The organism is Streptomyces sp. NPDC126499 (genome assembly GCF_040302485.1).
Classification (GTDB): domain Bacteria; phylum Actinomycetota; class Actinomycetes; order Streptomycetales; family Streptomycetaceae; genus Streptomyces.
Window position 1 is genome coordinate 267,975 of the sequence record NZ_JBEOUO010000004.1, and the last position, 17,703, is coordinate 285,677.

At 72.6% G+C, this 17,703-nt stretch carries 16 protein-coding genes; 9 read left to right on the top strand and 7 right to left on the bottom strand.

Annotated elements, in window-relative coordinates:
- The first annotated feature begins 114 nt into the window (after positions 1-114).
- Positions 115-1,494, top strand: a complete 1,380-nt coding sequence (locus ABTZ91_RS07960) for a cation:dicarboxylate symporter family transporter (RefSeq protein WP_352076261.1) — start codon at positions 115-117, stop codon at positions 1,492-1,494.
- Between the two features lie 219 nt (positions 1,495-1,713).
- Here ABTZ91_RS07960 and ABTZ91_RS07965 read toward each other — a convergent pair whose 3' ends face one another.
- Positions 1,714-2,592, bottom strand: coding sequence for an aldo/keto reductase (locus ABTZ91_RS07965; protein WP_352076262.1), 879 nt, complete (start codon positions 2,590-2,592; stop codon positions 1,714-1,716).
- On the bottom strand, positions 2,592-3,563 hold the full coding sequence (locus ABTZ91_RS07970; protein WP_352076263.1) for an NAD-dependent epimerase/dehydratase family protein: 972 nt from the start codon (positions 3,561-3,563) through the stop codon (positions 2,592-2,594). The genes ABTZ91_RS07965 and ABTZ91_RS07970 overlap by 1 nt, the downstream gene beginning before the upstream one ends.
- Positions 3,564-3,607: 44 nt before the next feature.
- On the opposite strand from ABTZ91_RS07970, the gene ABTZ91_RS07975 reads away from it, so the two are divergent.
- The 4 genes from ABTZ91_RS07975 (at position 3,608) to trxA (ending at position 5,981) form a co-directional block, all read left to right on the top strand.
- Entirely contained in the window at positions 3,608-4,129 is a 522-nt protein-coding gene (locus ABTZ91_RS07975; RefSeq protein WP_352076264.1) for an Lrp/AsnC family transcriptional regulator, read from the top strand.
- A 100-nt stretch (positions 4,130-4,229) separates the two neighbouring features.
- Positions 4,230-5,135 carry a nitroreductase/quinone reductase family protein gene (locus tag ABTZ91_RS07980; RefSeq protein ID WP_352076265.1) on the top strand — a complete coding sequence of 302 codons (906 nt, stop codon included), beginning with the start codon at positions 4,230-4,232 and terminating at the stop codon, positions 5,133-5,135.
- A 49-nt stretch (positions 5,136-5,184) separates the two neighbouring features.
- Positions 5,185-5,637, top strand: a complete 453-nt coding sequence (locus tag ABTZ91_RS07985; protein WP_352076266.1) for a MerR family transcriptional regulator — start codon at positions 5,185-5,187, stop codon at positions 5,635-5,637.
- A complete protein-coding gene (gene trxA, locus ABTZ91_RS07990; protein WP_352076267.1) occupies positions 5,634-5,981 on the top strand; it encodes a thioredoxin in 348 nt (115 codons plus the stop codon). Before ABTZ91_RS07985 ends, trxA begins: the two co-directional genes overlap by 4 nt.
- 28 nt (positions 5,982-6,009) lie before the next feature.
- Here trxA and ABTZ91_RS07995 read toward each other — a convergent pair whose 3' ends face one another.
- The gene (locus ABTZ91_RS07995; protein ID WP_352076268.1) at positions 6,010-6,915 is read right to left on the bottom strand and encodes a squalene/phytoene synthase family protein; all 906 of its coding nucleotides are present in this window, start codon (positions 6,913-6,915) and stop codon (positions 6,010-6,012) included.
- Between the two features lie 188 nt (positions 6,916-7,103).
- Between ABTZ91_RS07995 and ABTZ91_RS08000 the strand changes: the two genes are divergently transcribed.
- From ABTZ91_RS08000 to ABTZ91_RS08010, 3 genes are all read left to right on the top strand, one after another.
- Positions 7,104-7,940: a helix-turn-helix domain-containing protein gene (locus tag ABTZ91_RS08000; protein ID WP_352076269.1), complete on the top strand. Its 837-nt coding sequence runs from the start codon at positions 7,104-7,106 to the stop codon at positions 7,938-7,940.
- Between the two features lie 82 nt (positions 7,941-8,022).
- Positions 8,023-8,493 carry a cupin domain-containing protein gene (locus ABTZ91_RS08005; RefSeq protein ID WP_352076270.1) on the top strand — a complete coding sequence of 157 codons (471 nt, stop codon included), beginning with the start codon at positions 8,023-8,025 and terminating at the stop codon, positions 8,491-8,493.
- Entirely contained in the window at positions 8,490-9,209 is a 720-nt protein-coding gene (locus ABTZ91_RS08010) for a GDSL-type esterase/lipase family protein (protein ID WP_352076271.1), read from the top strand. The genes ABTZ91_RS08005 and ABTZ91_RS08010 overlap by 4 nt, the downstream gene beginning before the upstream one ends.
- 56 nt (positions 9,210-9,265) lie before the next feature.
- Here ABTZ91_RS08010 and thrS read toward each other — a convergent pair whose 3' ends face one another.
- The 3 genes from thrS to ABTZ91_RS08025 all read right to left on the bottom strand — a co-directional run bounded on the left by thrS (position 9,266) and on the right by ABTZ91_RS08025 (position 12,660).
- A complete protein-coding gene (gene thrS / locus ABTZ91_RS08015) occupies positions 9,266-10,498 on the bottom strand; it encodes a threonine--tRNA ligase (protein ID WP_352076272.1) in 1,233 nt (410 codons plus the stop codon).
- A gap of 341 nt (positions 10,499-10,839) precedes the next feature.
- Positions 10,840-12,024 (bottom strand): UDP-N-acetylglucosamine--N-acetylmuramyl-(pentapeptide) pyrophosphoryl-undecaprenol N-acetylglucosamine transferase, encoded by a 1,185-nt coding sequence (locus tag ABTZ91_RS08020; RefSeq protein WP_352076273.1) that lies wholly within the window; start codon positions 12,022-12,024, stop codon positions 10,840-10,842.
- 120 nt (positions 12,025-12,144) lie between these two features.
- Positions 12,145-12,660, bottom strand: coding sequence for a DUF6817 domain-containing protein (locus ABTZ91_RS08025; protein WP_352076274.1), 516 nt, complete (start codon positions 12,658-12,660; stop codon positions 12,145-12,147).
- A gap of 173 nt (positions 12,661-12,833) precedes the next feature.
- On the opposite strand from ABTZ91_RS08025, the gene ABTZ91_RS08030 reads away from it, so the two are divergent.
- Positions 12,834-15,068, top strand: a complete 2,235-nt coding sequence (locus ABTZ91_RS08030; protein ID WP_352076275.1) for a UvrD-helicase domain-containing protein — start codon at positions 12,834-12,836, stop codon at positions 15,066-15,068.
- Positions 15,069-15,125: 57 nt separating this feature from the next.
- Here ABTZ91_RS08030 and glgB read toward each other — a convergent pair whose 3' ends face one another.
- Positions 15,126-17,414 carry a 1,4-alpha-glucan branching enzyme gene (gene glgB / locus ABTZ91_RS08035; RefSeq protein ID WP_352076276.1) on the bottom strand — a complete coding sequence of 763 codons (2,289 nt, stop codon included), beginning with the start codon at positions 17,412-17,414 and terminating at the stop codon, positions 15,126-15,128.
- Positions 17,415-17,703 lie beyond the last annotated feature (289 nt).

A 17,703-nucleotide genomic window follows, 5' to 3' on the forward strand; every position in this document is an offset into this window, starting at 1 on the left:
ACGAACGGTTCGGTCGCGAACGAAACGTACGCAAGGGTGACCCCGGTCACAGGCTGGTGGATAGTCGCGGGGATCCACCGGGACGTGGACACCCCTGAATACGAGGAGGACCCCGTGGCCGCACGACGGGACCGCACCCATTATCTGTACCTGGCCGTGATCGGCGCCGTCCTGCTCGGCATCGCCGTGGGCTTCCTGGCGCCCGGAGTGGCCGTCGAGCTCAAGCCGCTCGGCACCGGCTTCGTCAACCTGATCAAGATGATGATCTCGCCGATCATCTTCTGCACGATCGTGCTCGGCGTCGGCTCGGTCCGCAAGGCCGCCAAGGTCGGCGCGGTCGGCGGCCTGGCCCTCGGCTACTTCCTGGTGATGTCGACCGTCGCCCTCGCCATCGGCCTCCTCGTCGGCAACCTCCTGGAGCCCGGTTCGAGCCTCCACCTCACCAAGGACCTCGCCGAGGCCGGGGCCAAGCAGGCCGAAGGCGCGAGCGAGGGCACGGCCGACTTCCTCCTCGGCATCATCCCCACGACCCTCGTCTCCGCCTTCACCGAGGGCGAGGTCCTCCAGACCCTGCTGGTCGCGCTCCTCGCGGGCTTCGCGCTCCAGGCGATGGGCTCGGCCGGCGAGCCGGTGCTGCGCGGCATCGGGCACATCCAGCGGCTGGTCTTCCGCATCCTCGCCATGATCATGTGGGCGGCCCCGGTGGGCGCGTTCGGCGCGATCGCCGCCGTGGTCGGCGCGACCGGCCTGGACGCCCTCAAGTCCCTCGCCGTCATCATGATCGGCTTCTACGTCACCTGCGCGCTGTTCGTCTTCGTGGTCCTCGGCGCGCTGCTGCGCCTGGTCGCGGGCGTCAACATCCTCACCCTGCTGAAGTACCTGGGCCGCGAGTTCCTGCTGATCCTGTCCACCTCCTCCTCGGAGTCGGCGCTGCCGCGCCTGATCGCGAAGATGGAGCACCTGGGCGTCAGCAAGCCGGTGGTCGGCATCACCGTCCCGACCGGCTACTCCTTCAACCTGGACGGCACCGCGATCTATCTGACGATGGCCTCGCTCTTCGTCGCCGAGGCCATGGGCGACCCGCTGTCGCTCGGCGAGCAGATCTCCCTCCTCGTCTTCATGATCATCGCCTCCAAGGGCGCGGCGGGCGTCACCGGCGCCGGTCTCGCCACCCTCGCCGGCGGCCTCCAGTCGCACCGCCCCGAACTCGTCGACGGCGTCGGCCTGATCGTCGGCATCGACCGCTTCATGAGCGAGGCCCGCGCCCTCACCAACTTCGCGGGCAACGCCGTCGCCACCGTCCTCGTCGGCACCTGGACCAAGGAGATCGACAAGGCACGGGTGACCGAGGTCCTGGCCGGCCGCGTCCCCTTCGACGAGACCACCCTGGTCGACGACGGCCACGGCGCCCCCGCCGACGACTGCGCCGTCCCCGACCGGCGCGCGGACCTGCGCGCCGGCGAGGGCGACGAGAAGGCCCGCGCCGGCGTCTGACGAGCCCCGGGCCCCGGGCCTTGAGCCGGATCCGGGCCCCGGCCGCGGAACGCCCCCGAGCGCGCACAGCGACGCCGGGGGCGTTCCCTCCCCCCCTTCTGCGGCTCGGTTCTCCTCCGGGGCGCTTCGGCCGCTGTCGACGGTCGCCCGTGCTCGCCTCCCTCGTTCCTCGGGAGGCTCCGCGCGCGCTCCCTTTCGACAGCGTCGCGCCCCTTCGGCTCACTCGCCGAGCTCAGCCAGCTCGGCCTTGGTCAGCACCAGTTCGGTGGCCGCGGCCGAGTCGCGGGCCGTCTCCGGGCGGCTCGCGCCCGGGATCGGGACGACCGAGCCCGGACGGGCGAGGAGCCAGGCCAGGGCCACCCGCTGGGGGCTCACCCCGCGGGCGCGGGCCACCCGGTGGAAGGCGCCGAAGCGGGGATCCGCCTCCTGGGCGGAGGCGCCGTCCAGGGAGCTGCGGGAGATGCCGCCGAGCGGGCTCCACGGCAGAAAGGCGAGGCCGAGCTCCGCGCACAGGCGCAGCTCCGCCTCGCCGTCACGGACGGCCGGCGAGTAGCGGTTCTGTACGGAGACCAGCCGCTCGCCCAGGATCTCGCGGGCCAGCAGGATCTGCTCGCGGTCCACGTTGGAGACGCCGGCCAGCCGGATCGTGCCCGCGTCCAGCAACTCCCGTATAGCGCCGAGGGATTCGGCGTACGGAACGGCCGGGTCCGGCTTGTGGAGCTGGTAGAGGCCGATCGCCGGCAGCCCGAGCCGCCGTGCCGACGCCTCGGCCGCCCGCCGCAGGTGCTCCGGGCGGCCGTCGACCGTCCAGCCGCCGTCGGCGCTCCGGCCGCGCCCGCCCTTGGTGGCGACGAGCACCGTGTCGCGGTCACCGCCGTAGGCGGCGAGGGCGCGGGCGAGAAGCCGCTCGTTCTCGCCCGGCTCCCCGCTCGGCGGGTGGTACGAGTCCGCCGTGTCGAGGAGCGTGACGCCCGCGTCCAGGGCGGCGTGAACGGTGGCGAGGGCGCGGGCCTCGTCGGGCCGGCCCTCGATCGACAGCGGCATCGCGCCGAGCCCGATCGCGCTGACGGGCGTGCCGCCGAGCAGGCGATACCGCATCAGAGCGCCACCTCCGCGTCGCCCGCCCGCGCTTCCGTGAGCGTTTCCGTGAGCTTTTCGGCGGCCGTCCCGGTCCCGGCCAGCGTTTCCGCGAGCGCCGTACGCAGCCATTCCGAGGAATGCGAGAAACGGAATCCGAGGCCCTCCGCCCGGGAATTGTCCATGGCGTACGCGCGGGCGAAGGAGAACGGCGACACCTCGCCCACCTCCACCTCCTGGTAAAGGGTCGGACCGCCGCCCACAAGGCGTTCGATCTCCCCGCAGATGTCCGCCGTCGTCAGCGGTCCGTGGGAATGCGCGTTCACCGGCCCGGTGAAATCCGCCCCGACCGCCGCCCAGGCGAGGAACGCGGCGATCTCCTCCACGTACACATAGGTCGCCGGCCGGTTCACGACCGGCACCGCGACCGGCTCGCCCGCCCGGATCCGGCTCGCGTAGTGCGCGACCCGCCCGGTGAAGTCGTCGGCGCCGCCCAGGACGTGGGCCACCCGCACCGACGCCCACGGGAACCGGGCGCCGGCCGCCGCGAACACCGCCTCCGCCTGCCGCTTCCCCTCCCCGTAGTGCTCCTCCAGGAACGCGGGGTCCTCCCACGGCAGCCCGAGGTCCACGGGCAGCGCGGCCAGGTCGAGCGCGTCCTCGGCGACGGGTAGGGCGGAGTCCTCGTACGCGTACACCTCCACCGTCGAGGTCATCACATAACGCCGGGTGCGTCCGGCGAAGACCCGCAGGGCGATGTCCGCCTGCCGCGGGGTGTAACAGACCTGGTCGACCACGACGTCGAAAGTCCGCCCGGCGAGCGCCTTTTCCAGCGCGGCCTCGTCATTCCGGTCCGCGCGCAGCGGAATGACACCGTCCGGGTCGGGTGAGGAGCCGCGGTTGAGCACGGTCACCCGATGTCCGGCGTCCAGCAGTCGCGTTATCAGGCGCTTTCCGAAATAGCGGTTGCCGCCGGTGATCAAAACGTCCATGGCTCAAGTGTTACGTTGTGCGCACGCCAACTGAAGGGGGAATCATGGGAGTCCAGGTCGTCTCACCGAAGGAACCACGGCCGCCGCGCCCCGCCACCGTCGAAACGACGGCGGGCGCCTTCGACCCCATCGACCGGCAGATCCTGGACCTGCTCCAGAGCGACGGCCGCATCAAACTCAGCGAGCTCGGCCGCCGCGTCCGCCTCAGCCCCGCCGCCGTCACCGAGCGGGTCCGCCGCCTGGAGGCCTGTGGCGCGATCACCGGATACGGCGCGCAGGTCGCCCCCGCCCGGCTCGGCTACGGAATCCAGGCCTTCATCCGCGTCAACCCGCACGGCGGCTACACCCTCAAGCACCCCCGCACCCTGGAACTCACCGCCCGCCCGGAGATCCGCGAGGTCCACCACGTCGTCGGCGAGGACTGCTGGATCCTCAAGGTCGCCGTGACCGACACCGTCCATCTGGAGGAGATCCTGGAACAGACCTCCGCCCTCGGCCGGACCACCACCTCCATCGTGCTGTCCTCGCCGGTCGAGCGGAAACCGCTGCTGCCGCCCGCGCCTTGACAACTCCCGTGGCACGCGGTTGAGATGGTCGGACTCGCGTCGCGTGCCGGTCCGCGCTGGAAAGCGGAGGCATGGAGGCAAGAGGACTGTAGGGACGGCTTTGCCTCTCCACTTCAACACCGAGATCATCGACGAGTTCCGCACCCACGGCGGCCGGCTCGGCGGCCCCTTCGAAGGATGGGTGCTCCTCCTTCTCACCACCACCGGCGCCCGGTCCGGAAACCCGCACACCACCCCTCTCGGCTTCGTCCGCGACGACGGCCCGGACGGCCACGAGGGCCCGGACGGCGAGCGGCTGCTCGTGGTCGGCTCCGCGGGCGGATCCGACCGGCACCCCGACTGGTACCGCAACATCCTGGCGAACCCGCAGGTCACCGTGGAGATCCCGGACGCCGAGGCCGACGGCGGCATCGCCACCTGGCAGGCCACCGCCGTCGCCGCCACCGGAGCCGAGCGCGACGAGCTCTTCGCCAAGGTCGTGTCGGTCGAGCCCGGCTACGCCGACTACCAGAAGGCCACCGACCGGGTCCTCCCCGTCGTCGCTCTCTACCGGAACCCGGTCTCCGACTACACCCCGCCGACCCGGCTCGACGCCCTCGCCGACGAGCTGGTCGCGATCCACGACTGGCTGCGCGACGAGCTGAGAATCCTGCGGAAGGGCCTCGACGCCCGGCCCGCCGAGGCCCCCGGCCTCACCGTTCAGCTGCGCCGGCACTGCCTCACGTTCTGCTCCGCCCTCGCCGTCCACCACGGCGGCGAGGACGCCGGACTCTTCCCGTACCTGGCCCGGGAACATCCCGAGAAGGCCGCCGCCTTCGACCGCCTCGCGGCCGAGCACGCCACCGTCGCCCGCGTCCTCGACGAGCTCCAGGCCCTGCTCGCCCGTCTCGACGAGGCGGATCCGGAAGCCCTGCGCGGCGAGTTCGACCGGCTCGCCGGCGAGCTGGAGGAACACTTCGCGTACGAGGAGGAGCAGGTGCTCCCACTGCTGCGGGACCCGGCCTGAGAGCTCCGCGCTTGCCTTGACGTCGGCGTCAGGGCTTACGTTCGAGGACATGAGAATCGGCGAGCTGGCCGAGCGGGCGGGCACGACCACGCGGACTCTGCGCTACTACGAGTCCCGGGGCCTGCTGACCGCACGGCGCACGGAGAACGGCTACCGCACCTACGACGAGGACGACCTGCGGCTCCTCCAGCAGATCCGGACCCTGCAGGACTTCGGGTTCGAGCTGGAGGAGACCCGGCCGTTCGTGGAGTGCCTGCGCGCCGGCCACCCGGCGGGCGACGCGTGCCCCGCGTCGATCGCCGTCTACCGGCGCAAGCTCGCCGAGCTCGACGGGCTCATCGAACAGCTCCGGACCGTGCGCGCCCAGGTCGGCGCGCAACTGCTGCGGGCCGAGGCGGAGCTGCCGGGCGGCCCGGAGCCGCGATGCGAGCTGGGCCACGAGCACCCCACCGGACGCGAGGACGCGCCCGGACCCATGACGACAGGAGGACGAGGACGATGATCCGAGCGGAAGGCGTGGCCGAGGTCACGGACGCCGACTTCGAGGCGGAGGTGCTCGGCTCCGCGCTGCCGGTCCTCCTGGAGTTCACCGCGGACTGGTGCGGCCCCTGCCGCCAGCTGGCCCCGGTCCTGAGCGCGATCGCCCGGGAGGAGGCCGGCCGGCTGAAGGTCGTACAGATCGACGCGGACACCAACCCGGAGACGGTCACCCGCTACGGCGTCCTGTCGATGCCGACGCTGATGGTGTTCCGCGCCGGCGAACCCGTCCGGTCGATGGTCGGCGCCCGCCCCAAGCGCCGCCTCCTGGAGGAGCTTTCGGACGTCCTGGAGCCGGCCGGGGCGTGACCGCCGGACCGGTGGAGGAGCAGGCGGGTCACACGGGTCTCGGCGCGCGCCGGGCCCGTGCCGCCGACGCCCCGAGGAGCAGGACGCCCGCCCGCAGCGCCGACGGCCCCGACGGCCGCACCGCCAGCGCGGGTCCCGCCCGGCGCACCGCGTCGAGCCGGAGCCGCTGCACACCGGTCAGGGCCCGCACGAACGGGCGGTACGCCGGATCGACCAGACCCGCCAGCGGCGCCGCCGCCACCAGGTCCGCCGCGGCCCGGTCCGCCTGCTCCGCCACGAGCCGGCCGAGCTCCGGGCCGGGCCGGGTGAGGTCCGCGCCGTGGCGCAGCACCGCGTCGGCCGGGACGCCCGGCCGGCCCGCCCGCACGTCCTCGGCCAGGTCCTCCAGGAAGTCGAAGCGCTGCATGGCACGGATGAGCACATGGCAGCGTGCGGTGAACGCCGCCCGCGCGGGCGGCTCCGCGGGGGCGAGTAGACCGGCGGTCAGCATCAGCGCGGGCAGCGAGTACGCGCGTACGTACCGCTCCAGCTCCTCGTCGTCCGCGATCGTCCGCCACGCCACCTCGTACGCGCAGCCCCGCAGGAACTCCGTCACGTGCGTGCGCAGGTCCGGGTGGCGCTCGGCGCTGCGCACCAGGCAGCGCAGCACCGGCAGCGCCGAGTCGCCCTCGGCGAAAGCAATCCGGACGAGCCCGTCCCATTCCTCGAGCGCGGCCGCCCGTTCGTCGGCCGGACCGCGGTCGATCCGGTCGTCGGTCTCGTGCATGAAGGCGACGGCGGCGACCACGTGCGGCAGCAGCGCGCCGGGCAGCAGCAGCCGCGCGGCCGCGTACTCGGCCGGCGCGAACCGCCGTACCGCCCGCCGCTGCTCCGTGTAGTCCCGCCGCAGCCGCGGCTCGCCGATGCCCGCCCGGTCGAGGGCCCGCTTCCACATTCCGGTCTCCCGTGCTGCCGTCGTCGTGGCCTGTGAGCCTACGACGACCCGGAGACCCAGATGAGCTCCCGGCAGGCCGAAGCCGGCCGCGGCTACTTCGAGCACCACCTCAAACGGGCGCTGCCCGGGAGGCTACGACCGCGCCGCGCTCGCAGTCTCCCGGGCAGGGCCGCTCGTACACTGACGAAATGGAGGACCACGCGGCCACCGGGATCGGTGCACGTCCGGCGCCCGTCCTGCGGCAGTACGTCGACTCGTATGTCGGCTTCGACCTCCGCGGGCTCCCGACGGGGGTGCACTGCGGCCCGCCGAGCCGCGCGCTCACTGCGGTGATCAGCCTGTCAGATCCTTTGGAGGTGGGGGCGGGCGTCGACGACGGGTCACCGGTCACCCGATTCGGCAGTGTGGCCGGCGGTCTGATGTGCCGGTCCGTCGCGATTCACCACGACGGACGCCAGCAAGGTGTTCAGGTATCGCTGACACCGCTCGGGGCCCGGGCCATCTACGGCATGCCCGCCGCCGAGCTCGCCCACCGACTGGTCCCCCTCGACGAGCTTCTCGGAGCGCTTGCCGTCGAGCTCGTCGACCGGCTCCGATCGGCGACGACATGGGCGGCGCGGTTCACCGTGCTGGACGAAGTGCTCCTGCGAGCTGTCGGCCGTGGCGCCGGCGGCGACCAGGTGCGCCGGGTGCGCCCCGAGGTGGCCGAGGCATGGCGCCGCCTCGTCGCCGCGCGGGGTTGCGTCCAGGTCGGTGTGGTCGCCGCGGAGCTCGGCTGGAGCCGTCGGTACCTCACCGAGCGGTTTCGCGGCGAGATGGGCCTGTCGCCGAAGACCTTCGCCCGAGTCTTGCGCTTCGAGCACGCGCACGAACTGGCGGCGGCGCGGGACCCGCTCCCGTGGGGCGATGTGGCCACCGTCTCCGGCTACGCCGACCAGGCCCATCTGGTGCGGGACTGGCGCGAGTTCACGGGCCGGTCGCCGACGGCCTGGCGTCGTGGCGAAGTCCTCCTCGAATCCGGGTAGCCACAGGCCGTCAGTCCTGCGCGTCGGCTCCTCTTCCCTTTTCTTCAAGACCATCCGATCGCCGTCGTGGACGATCGTCGGCATGAGACTCCTCCACCACGAACGCACTGCCATGGACCTGCGGACCACCCCCGTGCACCTCGGACTGGGATCGACGGCGAAACCCGTCGAGGGCTTCACCTGGGACCCGGAGGTACTCCGGGCCTACAGTGCCGCGGTCGCGGCAGACGGCGCCGAGGGCCGGATGGTAATGATCTTCGACGGCGAAGGGCCCGGCGACCACGGGGAGCGCCACCCCGCAGGCGACGAACTGGTCGTCTGCCTCAGCGGGTCCGTGACGGTCACCCGGGATGTGGACGGGGTGCCCGAGCGCGTTCAGCTCGGGCCCGGCGAGGCCACCATCAACCCGGCCGGGGTATGGCACGTGGTCGACATGGAGGGGCCGACGTCCATCCTGGCCATCACCGCGACCCTCGGCACCGACCACCGCCCCCGGACCGACACCCGCCCGATCGAACACGTCGGCACGCCAAGGCCGGAGGAAGCGCCGTGACGACACGCATCGCGTGCCTCGGCGACAGCCTCACCCGCGCGCAGTTCAGCGTCGACTACCTGGATCTGCTCGGACGACGCCACCCTTCCGGTGACGTGCGGCTTGCCCGTTTCGGCGTCAACGGCGACTTCGCCTACAACCTGTTGCAGCGCCTCGACGCCGTCGTCGCGAACCCATCCGATGTGATCACCGTGCTGATCGGGACCAACGACGCCCGAGCGAGCCTTGCCGGCTACCCCGTCGAGCAGGTCATGAAGCGCAAACAGCTCCCCGTTCGCCCGTCGGCCGACTGGTTCCAGCACTGCCTGGAAGCCGTCGTCGCACGGCTACGAGCGGAGACCGACGCGACGATCGGTCTGCTGTCGATACCGGTACTCGGCCAGCAACTCGACGCAGCGGCGGCCCAGGCATCGCAGGCGTACAGCCGGATGATCGCCGAGGTCGCCGCCGCCCACGAGGTGGCCTACCTTCCTCTCCACGAACGCCAGATCGAGGAACTGCGCCGAGCGGACCCGCCGCCGATTCCCTACCGGGAGGCGACGCCCGCGTCGACCATCGGCGTCCTCCTCCAGCACGCGGTGCTGCGCCGCAGCCTCGACACGATCTCGCGGCGGCGAGGTCTCGTGCTCACGACCGATCACATCCACCAGAACAGCCGCGGCGCCACCCTTATAGCTGAGGTCATCGACGCCGGTCTGCCGGCCCGGAGCGCGTAGCCGGTGCCGGCGCCCGGCCAGCCGCTCCCTCGTCCGCCCTGATCCGAAGCAAGGGCTCAGTCCCACAGCTCGGTCGAGCGCGCCGCCACCACCGCCCCCACCTGGGCGAGGAGTTCCGCGGCCGGCAGCGGGGCGAGCCGTCGGCCGTCACGGAGCCGGACCGAGACCTGGTCGGCAGCGGCCTCCTTCGGGCCGATGACCGCCTGGTACGGGACGAGCCGGGACGCGCGGATCCGGGCGCCCAGGGTGCCGTGCTCGGGGCCGACGACCTCGGCACGCAGGCCACGCTCGACGCACCGGTCGGCGAGGCGGGCGGCGGCCGGGCGGGACTCGTCCGAGACGGGCAGGACGGCGAGCTGGACCGGGGCCAGCCAGACGGGGAAGGCGCCGGCGTGGTGCTCGACGAGGTGGGCGACGGCGCGTTCCACGCTGCCGACGACCGAGCGGTGGACCATCACCGGCCGGTGCCGGTCGCCGTCCGGGCCGGTGTAGTGCAGGTCGAACCGCTCGGGCTGGTGGAAGTCGACCTGGACGGTGGAGAGGGTGGACTCGCGGCCGGCCGGGTCGGCGACCTGCACGTCGATCTTGGGCCCGTAGAACGCGGCCTCGCCCTCCCCCTCCTCGTACGGGAGACCGGAGGCGTCCAGGACCTCGCGCAGCAGGGCGACCGACCGTTCCCACTTCTCGGGCGCGGCCACGTACTTGCCGCCGGGCCCGGGCAGCGACAGCCGGTACCGGGCCGGTTCGATGCCCATCGCCGCGTACGCCCGCCGGATCAGCTCCAGGGCCCCGGCGGCCTCGGCGGCGACCTGGTCGAGGGTGCAGAAGACATGGGCGTCGTTCAGCTGGATGGCCCGCACGCGGGTGAGGCCGCCGAGCACCCCGGACAGCTCGGAGCGGTACATGCCGCCCAACTCGGCCATCCGGAGCGGAAGGTCGCGGTAGCTGCGGGGCCGGGAGCGGAAGATCAGGGCGTGGTGCGGGCAGAGGCTGGGCCGCAGCACGAACTGCTCCCCGCCGACCTCCATGGGCGGGAACATGTCGTCGCTGTAGTGCGACCAGTGCCTGGAGATCTCGTACAGCTCGCGTTTTCCGAGCACCGGCGAGTACACATGCCGGTACCCGGCCCGCCGCTCCGCCTCCCGTACGTACTCCTCCAGGGCGGCCCGTACGGCGGCCCCGTCGGGCAGCCAGTACGGCAGCCCGGCCCCGACCAGCGGATCGGTGTCGAACAGGTCCAGCTCCCGGCCGAGCCTGCGGTGGTCGACGACGTTGCCTGACTCGCTCATGGTCACTCCTCGTGTGGGTCGGGGGCGGACCCCGGAGCCGACACGACGAAGCCCCGGGGCGTTCGCCCCGGGGCTTCGGACAAGAACAGCTGTCAGCGCGCCGGGACACTCTCCGGCGTCGTCGTGCGGACGGCAGCGCGCTTCATGCCTCCGACGCTAGCAACGGCCCCGGCCCTCCGCCCGGCATTTGTCGGCGCGGGGCCAGCCGCACCCGCCGGGCGGGCGGAGGTTTCCGAGGACCCTGCGGCAGCCACGGATAACCTCAGGCGTTCAACGAGTGCGCCGTGCTGATCGAGGCCGGCACCGCCCTCCACATCGACCCGCGAAGGTCATAGGCAGGGTCAGCCCGCGGCGGACAACAGCACGTCGACAAGCCTGTCCGCCGCGTCCGGCCGCCCGTGCTCCCTGGCCCGCTGCCCCATCGCCTCCCGCCGCGCGGGATCGACGAGCAGCGGGCCAACGGCATGCTTGAGCCGGTCCGCGGTCACGTCACCGACCAGAGCGACGGCGGCGCCCGACTCCTCCAAGTGCCGAGCGTTGTGCGCCTGCTCGTTCCCGGCCGACGTAGCCAGCGGAACGAACACCGCCGGCTTGCCGAGCGCGGTCAACTCCGCGAGCGTCCCGGCGCCGCTGCGGGAGACGACGACGTCAGCGAGCGCCAGGACGTCCGGCAGCTCTGCGCCGACGAAGCCCGTCAGGTGGTATCGGGCGCGGAGCGCCTCCGCCAGCCCGTCCGCGCGCTGACGCAGCCCCCCGACGTTGTCGGGCCCGCACTGATGGATCACGTTGGCGCGTTCCAGCAGCCACTCAAGAGCGTCACCGACCACGCCGTTGATCTGCTGAGCGCCCTGCGCGCCACCCGTGACGTACACGGTCGGCAGCCGGCGGTCGAAGCCCGTCAACCCCAGGGTCTCGACCGCCTTGTCCGCCTGACCGGTCAGCACCTCGGGGCGCACCGGGTTGCCGGTGACCACCGCGACGCCGCGTACGGCCTCGGGCAGGAGCGGCAGCGACGACTCCGACGACACCGCGATCCGGGTGGCCGAACTCGCCAGCTGTCGGTTCGCCAGTCCGAGGCGCACAGTCTGCTCGTGCAGCACGAGCGGGCGACGGCACATCCGCGCCGCAAGCCCTGCCGGAACAGCGACGTAGCCGCCGGTCGCAAGCACCACGTCCGGTCGGAACTCCGCCACCAGCTTCCGGGCCTGGGCGATACCCAGTGGGACCTTCGCCATGTCCTTCACGTTCGCCGCGGACAGCATCTTGAGCGGGTTGCCCGATCGACGGACCTTCCCCGTGGCGACCGTTGCGAAGGCGATCCCCTCCGACGGCGCGACTCGTGCCTCGAGGCCCTCGGCCGTGCCGATCCAGAGAACCTCCAGCGTCCGGCCTTCGGAAGACAGGCGCTCACGCATGGTCCGGACGGCCGTCAGGGCCGGGTAGGTGTGGCCACCTGTACCCCCTCCCGTCACGAGAAGGCGGAAGGCCCGATCGGAACCGGGCGAGGGGCGGCGTTCGCTGATCACGGAAGGACTCCCACCTGACTGTCGACCACGACAGGGCAGCCTCCCACACCCCCTGGAGAAGTCGCGGTCATCCTGATCGCGCTGTTACACGTTTCCGGCATCACCCTTCTCGGGGCACCCTCAGGCGCGGCGCTCGTCGACCGTCATCGACAGCAGCCCGCGGGCGGACGCGAGGGCCGGCTCGCTCAGCAGGGGCCCCCAGCCGTTGAGCAGCCGCAGCAGCGGGGCGCGGTACCGCTGCCGGAATGGTGCGTTCATCGCCAGCACGTCCAGCTCGTTCGCCGCCGTCAGCTCCGCGAAATCCGCGCGCTGCCGGGACGTCGGGACGAACTCCTCGCCCGTGAACCGGTCGCGGAACAGCCCGTCGTCACGCGCAAGCCCCGGGTGCGTGAAATCCCGGTCGCAGCTCGCGTAGAAGTACACCAGTTCTTCCGCGGCCGGGCCGATCGCCGCCGCCAGGTCCGCGCGGCGCTCCCGGGGCAGCAGGCTCGCGGCGAAGCCGTGCTTGCCGTAGAAGGCGTGGCACAGGCCCGCCAGGCGCAGGTCTTCCCGGGCGCCCCAGCCGGCGAGCCGGGCCTCGACCCGCTCAGATGGGTCAGGAGGGTGCCGCCCGGGTGGGCGATCGTGTCCGCGCACCGGGCGCGAAGCAGCTCATGGGCTGCCGAATGCCTCGTCATGGCGCACAAAAATACCCCGGCCTAGAATTGACAGGCGGGGTAATTCGGCGACTATATTGGTTGGCTCTGCGTGCGCAAGGTGAACCGTGCTCACGTATTCAATAAACGCACTGTATCGCGGCGGGAGTCGAATTGTCAACCGAAGAATTTCGGAACGAGCAGAAATTCATCACCGAGCTCTACGCCCGACTCGACGCCCTCAGGGACCAGGCCGAGGCCGGCGTCGCGGCCGCGCTCGCCACGCCCGGCGCGGGCAGCGCGCAGGCGCGCCTGGAGCGGGACGTGCTCGTCGCCGAGCAGTCCGGGCTGCTCGCCGCCCTCAACGCTGGCGAGAGCGGACTCTGCTTCGGCCGGCTCGTCTTCCAGGACGGCCGCGACCACCACATCGGCCGCCTCGGCATCCGCGAGGACGACGCCCACCGCACCCCGCTCGTCGTCGACTGGCGCGCCGAGGTCGCCCGCCCCTTCTACCTCGCCACCGGCTACGAGCCGATGGGCCTGCGGCGCAGGCGCCACATCACCACCCAGGGCCGCGAGGTCGTCTCCCTCCACGACGAGGTCCTCGACCTCGCCGACACCACCCGCACCGGGCACGAGAACCGCGACGCCGACGAGGTGCTGCTCGCCGCCCTCGACGCCGCCCGCACCGGCCGCATGCACGACATCGTGCAGACCATCCAGGCCGAGCAGGACGCCATCATCCGCTCCCCGCACGGCGGGGTCCTCGTCGTCGAGGGCGGACCCGGCACCGGCAAGACCGCCGTCGCCCTGCACCGCGCCGCCTACCTCCTCTACGCCCACCGCGAGCAGCTCGCCAAGCGGGCCGTCCTGATCGTCGGCCCCAACCCCGCCTTCCTCGGCTACATCGGCAACGTGCTGCCCTCCCTCGGCGAGACCGGCGTCCTCCTCGCCACCCCCGGCGAGCTCTTCCCCGGCGTCCGCGCCACCGGCACCGACACCCCCCGCGCCGCCGCCGTCAAGGGCTCCGCCGCCATGGCCGAGGCGCTCGCGAACGCCGTACGGGACCGCCAGCAGGTGCCCGAGCGCGGCGCGCCGCTGATCGTCCCGCACGACGACGGCGACCTGGTGATCGACTGGGACATGGCCCTCGAGGCCCGCCACCGGGCCCGCGAGACCTTCCTGCCGCACAACCTGGCCCGCCCCTACTTCGTCTTCGCGATCCTCGACGCGCTCGCCGAACAGCTCGCCGACCGCATCGGCGCCGACCCCTACGGCGGCCCCAACTTCCTCGGACCCGACGACCGCGCCCTGCTCGCCAAGGGCGTCGCCGCCAACCCCGAGGTGCACGCCGCCCTCGACACCCTCTGGCCGCCCCTCACCCCGCAGGACTTCCTCGCCGACTACCTCGCCGAACCCACCCACCTCGACGAGGCGGACGCCGCCGCCATCCGCCGGGACGGCGGGCCCTGGACCCCCGCCGACGTCCCGCTCCTCGACGAGGCCGCCGAACTCCTCGGCGAGGACGACGCCGCCGCCCGCGCCGCCGAGGAGGCCGAGCGGCAGAAGCGGATCCAGTACGCGCAGGGCGTCCTCGACGTCTCCTACGCCTCGCGCACCTACGAGTTCGAGGACAAGGAGGAGCTCGACAAGGACGCCTCCGAGGTGCTGTCCGCGCACGACATCATCGACGCCGAGCGCTTCGCCGAACGGCACGAGGAGGCCGACCACCGCAGCGCCGCCGAACGCGCCGCCGCCGACCGCACCTGGGCGTTCGGGCACATCATCGTCGACGAGGCGCAGGAGCTGTCCGCGATGCTGTGGCGCCTGCTCATGCGCCGCAGCCCCACCCGCTCCATGACCCTGGTCGGCGACCCCGCGCAGACCGGCGACCCGGCCGGCGTCGGCGCCTGGGAGAAGATCCTCGCGCCCTACGTGCAGGACCGCTGGGAGCTCGTACGCCTCGGCGTCAACTACCGCACGCCCGCGGAGATCATGGCGGTCGCCGCCGAGGTACGCCGCGAGGCCGACCCCGACTTCGAGCCGCCGAGCTCGGTGCGGTCCACGGGCGTCGAGCCCTGGGACCGCACCGTCGAGGACCCGGTCAAGGAGACCGCCGACGCGGTGGCGGCCGAGGTGCGGCCCGAGGGCCGGCTCGCCGTCATCGCGCCCGAGGCCCTGCACCCGGAGCTGCGCGCGGCACTGCCCGACGCCTCCTACGGGGCCGAGCTCGACCTGACGAACCCGGTGGTGCTGCTCGACCCGCGCCAGGCCAAGGGCCTGGAGTTCGACACCGTCCTCGTCGTCGACCCCGACGGCATCCGGGCCGGCGCCCCGCACGGGATCAACGACCTGTACGTGGCACTGACCCGGGCCACCCAGCGCCTGGGCGTGATCAGGCCCGCCTGACCAGGTGGAACGTGGTCAGACGGGCCTGGCCGGACGGCCCCGGTCACGTGGTCCTGCTCAGGCGGGCCGGAGCCAGACCGTCGCCAGCGGCGGCAGCGTCATCCGTACGCTCGCCGGACGGCCGTGCCACGGCACCGACTCGGTCTTCACCGGGTCGGTGCCCACCACGTCGCTGCCGCCGTAGCGGGCCGCGTCCGTGTTCAGCACCTCCGACCACGCGGCGAAGCTGTCCGGCACGCCGATCCGGTAGTCCGTCCGCACGACCGGCGAGAAGTTGCACACGACGAGGAGCGGGGAGCCGGCCGCGTCGAAGCGGAGGAAGACGAAGACGTTGTCCTCGGCCGCGTCGCCCGCGATCCACTGGAAGCCCTCGGGCGAGGTGTCCCGCTCCCACAGCGCCGGCGTCGCCGTGTACACCGTGTTCAGGTCCCGCACCAGGTCCCGTACGCCCCGGTGGTCACCGGCCGAGTGGTAGGTCTCGTCCATCAGCCACCACTCGGGACCGTGCTCCGCCGACCACTCCGCGCCCTGCGCGAACTCCTGCCCCATGAAGAGCAGCTGCTTGCCCGGGTGGGCCCACATGAAGCCCAGGTACGCGCGGTGGTTGGCGCGCCGCTGCCACCAGTCGCCCGGCATCTTCGACACCAGGGCCCGCTTGCCGTGCACGACCTCGTCGTGGGAGATCGGCAGGATGTAGTTCTCGCTGTACGCGTACACCATCGAGAAGGTCATCTCGTGGTGGTGGTACTTGCGGTGGACCGGGTCCTTCTCCATGTAGCCGAGGGAGTCGTGCATCCAGCCCATGTTCCACTTCATGCCGAAGCCGAGGCCGCCGAAGCCGCCCGGACCCACCTGGTCGGTCGGCCGGGTCACGCCGTCCCAGGCGGTGGACTCCTCGGCGAAGGTGATCACGCCGGGGCAGCGCTTGTACACCGTGGCGTTCATCTCCTGCAGGAAGGCCACCGCGTCCAGGTTCTCCCGGCCGCCGAACTCGTTCGGCAGCCACTCGCCGTGCTCGCGCGAGTAGTCCAGGTAGAGCATGGAGGCGACCGCGTCCACCCGCAGGCCGTCGAGGTGGAACTGCTCGCACCAGTACACCGCGTTGGCGACGAGGAAGTTCCGCACCTCCTTGCGGCCGTAGTCGAACTCCAGGGTGCCCCAGTCCGGGTGGGCCGAACGGCGCGGGTCCTCGTGCTCGTACAGCGGGCGCCCGTCGAACTCGGCGAGGGCCCAGTCGTCGCGCGGGAAGTGCGCCGGCACCCAGTCCATCAGGACGCCGATGCCGGCCCGGTGCAGCGCGTCGACGAGGAAGCGGAAGTCGTCCGGGGTGCCGAGGCGGGCCGTCGGCGCGTAGAAGCCGGTGACCTGGTAGCCCCAGGAACCGTGGAAGGGGTGCTCCGCGACCGCCATGAACTCCACGTGCGTGAAACCGAGATCGGCGACGTACGCGGGCAGCTGCTCGGCGAGCTGCCGGTAGGTGAGCCCCGGCCGCCAGGACGGCAGGTGGACCTCGTAGACGGACAGCGGCGCCTCGTGGTGGGGCCGCGCCCCGCGCCGGGCCATCCACTCGTCGTCCTGCCACACGTGGTGGTCGGCGGTCACGACCGACGCGGTGTTCGGCGGGCACTCGGTGCGGCGGGCCATCGGGTCGGCGCGCAGGGTGTGCGAGCCGTCCGGGCGGGCGATGTCGAACTTGTAGACCGCGCCCTCGCCGATGCCCGGCACGAACAGCTCCCACACGCCCGTCGAACCGAGCGAGCGCATCGGCAGGGCGGTGCCGTCCCAGTACGTCCAGTCGCCCGTGACCCGCACGCCGCGGGCGTTCGGCGCCCACACCGTGAAGCGGGTGCCGGTCACGCCCTGGTGGGTCATGACGCGGGCCCCGAGCGCCGTCCACAGCTCCTCGTGGCGGCCCTCGCCGATCAGGTGCAGATCCAGCTCGCCGAGGGCGGGCAGGAAGCGGTACGGGTCGACGACCGCGAGCTCGTCGCCGTCGTAGCGGACCCGGAGCTCGTACTCCGGGACCTTGCGCAGGAGCGGGAGCACGCCCGTGAACAGGCCGTCGCCCTCGTCGTGCAGCGCGTACCGCTTCCCCTTGGCCAGGACGGTGACCTCCCGGGCCCACGGGCGCAGCACCCGCACCGCGATCCCGCCCCGCACCGGGTGGGCGCCGAGCAGCGCGTGCGGGTCGTGATGCTCACCGGCGAGCAGCCGCGCCCTGTCCCCCGCGTCGAGCGGTGGCGCCTTCCGTACGGCGGCCCCGTCCTGGCCGTCCGGCTTGGCCTCGGCCCGGGGCGCGGGCGTCTTCGGCTTGCGGGCTGTCTTGCCTGCGGATCGGGCGGTCACCGGGATGCCTCCTGAAAAGGGAAGGGGAAAGGGGAACGGGGAACCAGGGGGTCGAGCGGGGGAGTGGAGCGGGGAGGGTGGAGCGGGAGTCGCGCTTCCCACGCAAGCGCAACGCGGCGCGATCCGCTCGGGACACTCGGCCGAACGGGCCCCGTCCCTTCCCCCGCAGGCGGGACACCCTCCGGGTACGGGCCCACTGCGCCGAACGGGTGGCGGGCCCTCGCGCCGCCGGCACCCGCACCCACCGGCCCTTGCACCCACCGGCGGTGCGAGCCCGGAAACCGGGGCC

Bases quoted from the DNA above. Each gene is read 5' to 3' on its own strand.
- ABTZ91_RS07975 (WP_352076264.1), top strand. From the start codon at position 3,608: ATGGGAGTCCAGGTCGTCTCACCGAAGGAACCACGGCCGCCGCGCCCC.
- ABTZ91_RS08000 (WP_352076269.1), top strand. From the start codon at position 7,104: ATGGAGGACCACGCGGCCACCGGGATCGGTGCACGTCCGGCGCCCGTC.
- ABTZ91_RS08005 (WP_352076270.1), top strand. From the start codon at position 8,023: ATGAGACTCCTCCACCACGAACGCACTGCCATGGACCTGCGGACCACC.
- ABTZ91_RS07965 (WP_352076262.1), bottom strand. From the start codon at position 2,592: ATGCGGTATCGCCTGCTCGGCGGCACGCCCGTCAGCGCGATCGGGCTC.
- ABTZ91_RS07970 (WP_352076263.1), bottom strand. From the start codon at position 3,563: ATGGACGTTTTGATCACCGGCGGCAACCGCTATTTCGGAAAGCGCCTG.
- trxA (WP_352076267.1), top strand. From the start codon at position 5,634: ATGATCCGAGCGGAAGGCGTGGCCGAGGTCACGGACGCCGACTTCGAG.
- ABTZ91_RS07995 (WP_352076268.1), bottom strand. From the start codon at position 6,915: ATGTGGAAGCGGGCCCTCGACCGGGCGGGCATCGGCGAGCCGCGGCTG.
- ABTZ91_RS07985 (WP_352076266.1), top strand. From the start codon at position 5,185: ATGAGAATCGGCGAGCTGGCCGAGCGGGCGGGCACGACCACGCGGACT.
- thrS (WP_352076272.1), bottom strand. From the start codon at position 10,498: ATGAGCGAGTCAGGCAACGTCGTCGACCACCGCAGGCTCGGCCGGGAG.